6 protein-coding genes are annotated in these 3,124 nt (G+C 44.0%); 3 read left to right on the top strand and 3 right to left on the bottom strand.

Annotated elements, in window-relative coordinates; all coding sequences use genetic code 11:
* Window positions 1-34 precede the first annotated feature (34 nt).
* The 3 genes from V7Q33_RS20080 to V7Q33_RS23455 all read right to left on the bottom strand — a co-directional run bounded on the left by V7Q33_RS20080 (window position 35) and on the right by V7Q33_RS23455 (window position 1,341).
* Window positions 35-649 carry a DUF488 domain-containing protein gene (locus tag V7Q33_RS20080; protein ID WP_333821040.1) on the bottom strand — a complete coding sequence of 205 codons (615 nt, stop codon included), beginning with the start codon at window positions 647-649 and terminating at the stop codon, window positions 35-37.
* Between the two features lie 57 nt (window positions 650-706).
* Entirely contained in the window at window positions 707-1,024 is a 318-nt protein-coding gene (locus V7Q33_RS20085) for an iron-sulfur cluster biosynthesis family protein (RefSeq protein WP_331979348.1), read from the bottom strand.
* A 125-nt stretch (window positions 1,025-1,149) separates the two neighbouring features.
* The gene (locus tag V7Q33_RS23455) at window positions 1,150-1,341 is read right to left on the bottom strand and encodes a type II toxin-antitoxin system RelE/ParE family toxin (protein ID WP_442946000.1); all 192 of its coding nucleotides are present in this window, start codon (window positions 1,339-1,341) and stop codon (window positions 1,150-1,152) included.
* A gap of 200 nt (window positions 1,342-1,541) precedes the next feature.
* Between V7Q33_RS23455 and V7Q33_RS20095 the strand changes: the two genes are divergently transcribed.
* The 3 genes from V7Q33_RS20095 to V7Q33_RS20105 all read left to right on the top strand — a co-directional run.
* Window positions 1,542-2,063, top strand: a complete 522-nt coding sequence (locus V7Q33_RS20095) for a DUF7935 family protein (protein WP_331979345.1) — start codon at window positions 1,542-1,544, stop codon at window positions 2,061-2,063.
* Window positions 2,064-2,100: 37 nt separating this feature from the next.
* On the top strand, window positions 2,101-2,502 hold the full coding sequence (locus tag V7Q33_RS20100; RefSeq protein ID WP_331979343.1) for a YkvA family protein: 402 nt from the start codon (window positions 2,101-2,103) through the stop codon (window positions 2,500-2,502).
* On the top strand, window positions 2,472-3,124 hold a 653-nt coding region (locus V7Q33_RS20105), incomplete at its 3' end, for an NAD-dependent epimerase/dehydratase family protein (RefSeq protein ID WP_333821042.1). The genes V7Q33_RS20100 and V7Q33_RS20105, both read left to right, overlap by 31 nt.

Genomic DNA, 3,124 nt, shown 5'->3' on the forward strand with positions numbered 1-3,124 from the left:
ATGGGCACCGAAGATATGTGTTTTCATAGTGCTGTTATCGATTGAAGCTGCCGGGAGAATAGGCTATATCTTTGTTCAACAGCCTGTAAGCTGCCGCAAGCTGCACTTCCTGGCTGATGGATGTAGTAAATATATCAGCCTTCGGTAATTTCTTTTCATATTTCTTTAAAAGGTATTCCTCGAGCTCCGCATGCGATTTTAAAGTTTTGTCTTTCAGGATGTGGCGTACATCGAATCCTTCTCGCACTAATGCGACTGAAATCATGCCAAAGCGATGACAATCCAACGGCTCACTTTCGGCACACATTAATGCAATAGTGAATCCCTTCGCTATACCTTGCCGCAAACGATCAATACCTTTTTTGAAATGCGGTGTATGCGATACCTTCTCAAAATCGAGCTGGCCGCTGGCATCCATCAAATCGGGAGCAGTCTGCCTGGCCCCGAACTCCTGACTAAAATGCAAATAGGTAATGCTGTTCTTCTTTAGAAAATCGGAAAGAGCATCTTTATTGTATTGTGGGTTATAGCGACTCGCCGCTACGCTACGTACATCAACTATACAGGTTATAGCATAAGCCTGAAGCAGTTCAAGAAAATATTCAGGGGAATGTGTAGAGTGGCCAATGGTATATATACTACTCTGCATTAGTATTTTGTTGCCTCTGTGCCTTCTTAGTTCTCTGTACCATTGGATTTTTGAGAATCAGTCATTCTTCACTGGCTCCTTCGGATCAACAAACATAAAGCCTCGTGCATCTTCACCTTCGAAGAAATCAACTTCCTTTCCAATCACATACATGGTATGGCGCTTGTCGATATATACCGGGATATCAGAAATAATATAAGCAAGGTCGGCTTCTTTCTGCTTATCGAATCCAATAAGGAGTGAAACACCACAACCACCACCCTTAACACCTACGCGGAGACCATAGCCAGCCGGGATATTTTTGGTCTGCATGATCTTTCGGATTTCTTCGGCAGCGCGTGGCGAGATCGTTACGGGTTGAATGTTATCGAACATGGATACTTTACTTTCGCATTTTAAACACCTCTTAACTTTTTCGGGTTCATAGAAGTGTGAAACAATCGCGAAATAACAATTTTTTCGGTTTCGACTTTGTAAATGACTTTGTAGCTCCCAACAAATCAGAGGAATCTGTATTCTGATTTTTTATGAGCCAGTACAGGCTCTTTCGGACCCATTAAAGGCTGGTGTGAAAGGTGGCCGACCGATTCCAGAACTTTTTGATGAACAATGGATGCATAGACCAATCCTTGCTCTTCGCGAATATATTTAACTGCCCGTTCAAATTGTTTGAATGCCCGTTTCGTCCAGATGAAAGGGTTTCTCCTTCGCGCTCTTCTGCTTCAGCACGATCAATGTCATCCAATAAAGCCAACTGTTGGTAAATATCTTCCAGTTCGGTTTTTTCATTAACTTGACCGGCAATCTGCAGCAGATATTCTTTTAATCTTTCACCCTGCATAGATTTGTTTTTTGATTCCTAAAGTTAACATTTTTGTACAAGTTTTAATTTATGAACGCCCTGATCGAATTCGGTAAAATCTTAATCCCAGCCTCTGTAGTCCTCTATCTCGCCTACCTTTTGGTGCGCACGTATGTTCAAAAGGAGATTGAATTGAGAAAGCTTGAGATTCGGGGCAGGAGTATTGAAACCGTTTTGCCAAATCGCCTGCAGGCGTACGAGCGCATGACGCTTTTCCTCGAACGCATCTCTCCGCAAAACCTGCTGGTGCGCCTCAATGCTCCGGGTATGGCTGCACGTGAGTTTCACCAGCTACTGTTAAGCGAAATACGGAATGAATACAACCACAATGTTTCGCAGCAGGTATACATGAGCGAAGAGGTGTGGAATTACGTCAAGAATGCGAAAGAAGATCTTATCGTAACGATCAATGATTCTTCCAGCGAAATGCCTGTGGAGGCTACCAGTCTTGATCTCTCTAAAAAGATATTTGAGAAATCGGTAACAAAATCGGTAGATCCGATTGCGCACGCGCTTACCGAGCTCAAGAAAGAAATACAGCGAACCTTCTAGGAACGCTTTTTGTTTTGAACAGAACAAATTACCGCCTATGGCTAAAAATGTCTTTTTCGACATCGCCGTAAAAAAAGCTTCCGGTATACTCGGTAAAAAGGGTAGACTGGTAATGCTTATATCACAGCTGGCGCTCAAGCTTCGTTCTGTTAACTGGAAAAGTGTAAAAGCAAGTGAGGTAAAGGAAAACTTCTTTACCCTCGGCAGGTTGCTGAAAGCTTATGCGCTGGGTCACTATCGTGAAATTCCATGGAAGCCACTGTTACTGATCACTGCGGCGGTTATATATTTTATTAACCCTATCGATTTTGTGCCCGACTGGATTCCGGGAGCCGGGCTTACAGACGATGTTGGTATTGTGATGTCAGTGTTCTCATCGTTTGGTGCTGAGATCGATAAGTTCTTAACATGGGAGAAATCCCGGTTATATACCGCATGAAGACCGCGCTCATTGCCGGAAGCACAGGGTTGATTGGTAGCCAGTTGCTGCAATTACTGTTAAGCAGCGATCGCTATAGCGAAGTAGTTGCACTCACCCGCCAAGATCTTCCCCGGCATCCCAAACTCAGGCAACTAAAAATCGACTTTGCTAATCTTGGAGAATCGCTGGACCAATTCAAAGCCGATGATGTTTTCTGCTGCCTGGGTACCACTATGGCGAAAGCCGGCTCAAAGGAAAATTTTTACCAGGTAGATTTTTATTATCCTCTGCTGCTCGCCAAGTCATCTGTGCAACGCGGTGCCAGACAGTTCCTGTTGATTTCTGCCTTGGGAGCCAGCCGCAATTCATCGGTATATTATAACCAGGTAAAAGGAGAGATAGAAGAAGCTATCATGGCTACTGGTTTTGAAACCCTGCATATCTTCAGACCATCGTTGTTACTGGGCCCACGCACCGAGCATCGCACTGCAGAAGATGCTGCCAAAATGGTATATAAAATTTTCGGCTTCCTTATTCCCAAAAAATACAAAGCGATCCAGTCATCAAAAGTCGCGAAAGCGATGCTTCACTTTGCCTCGCAGGATCAAACGGGTGTACATATTCACGAGTCACAAGACCT

Origin of the sequence: Ohtaekwangia sp. (genome assembly GCF_036786105.1) — a bacterium.
GTDB lineage: Bacteria > Bacteroidota > Bacteroidia > Cytophagales > Cyclobacteriaceae > Ohtaekwangia.

What these genes read in the sequence shown, in the direction of transcription:
- V7Q33_RS20080 (WP_333821040.1), bottom strand. Translation starts at nt 649, where the DNA reads ATGCAGAGTAGTATATATACCATTGGCCACTCTACACATTCCCCTGAA.
- V7Q33_RS20085 (WP_331979348.1), bottom strand. Translation starts at nt 1,024, where the DNA reads ATGTTCGATAACATTCAACCCGTAACGATCTCGCCACGCGCTGCCGAA.
- V7Q33_RS20095 (WP_331979345.1), top strand. Translation starts at nt 1,542, where the DNA reads ATGAACGCCCTGATCGAATTCGGTAAAATCTTAATCCCAGCCTCTGTA.
- V7Q33_RS20100 (WP_331979343.1), top strand. Translation starts at nt 2,101, where the DNA reads ATGGCTAAAAATGTCTTTTTCGACATCGCCGTAAAAAAAGCTTCCGGT.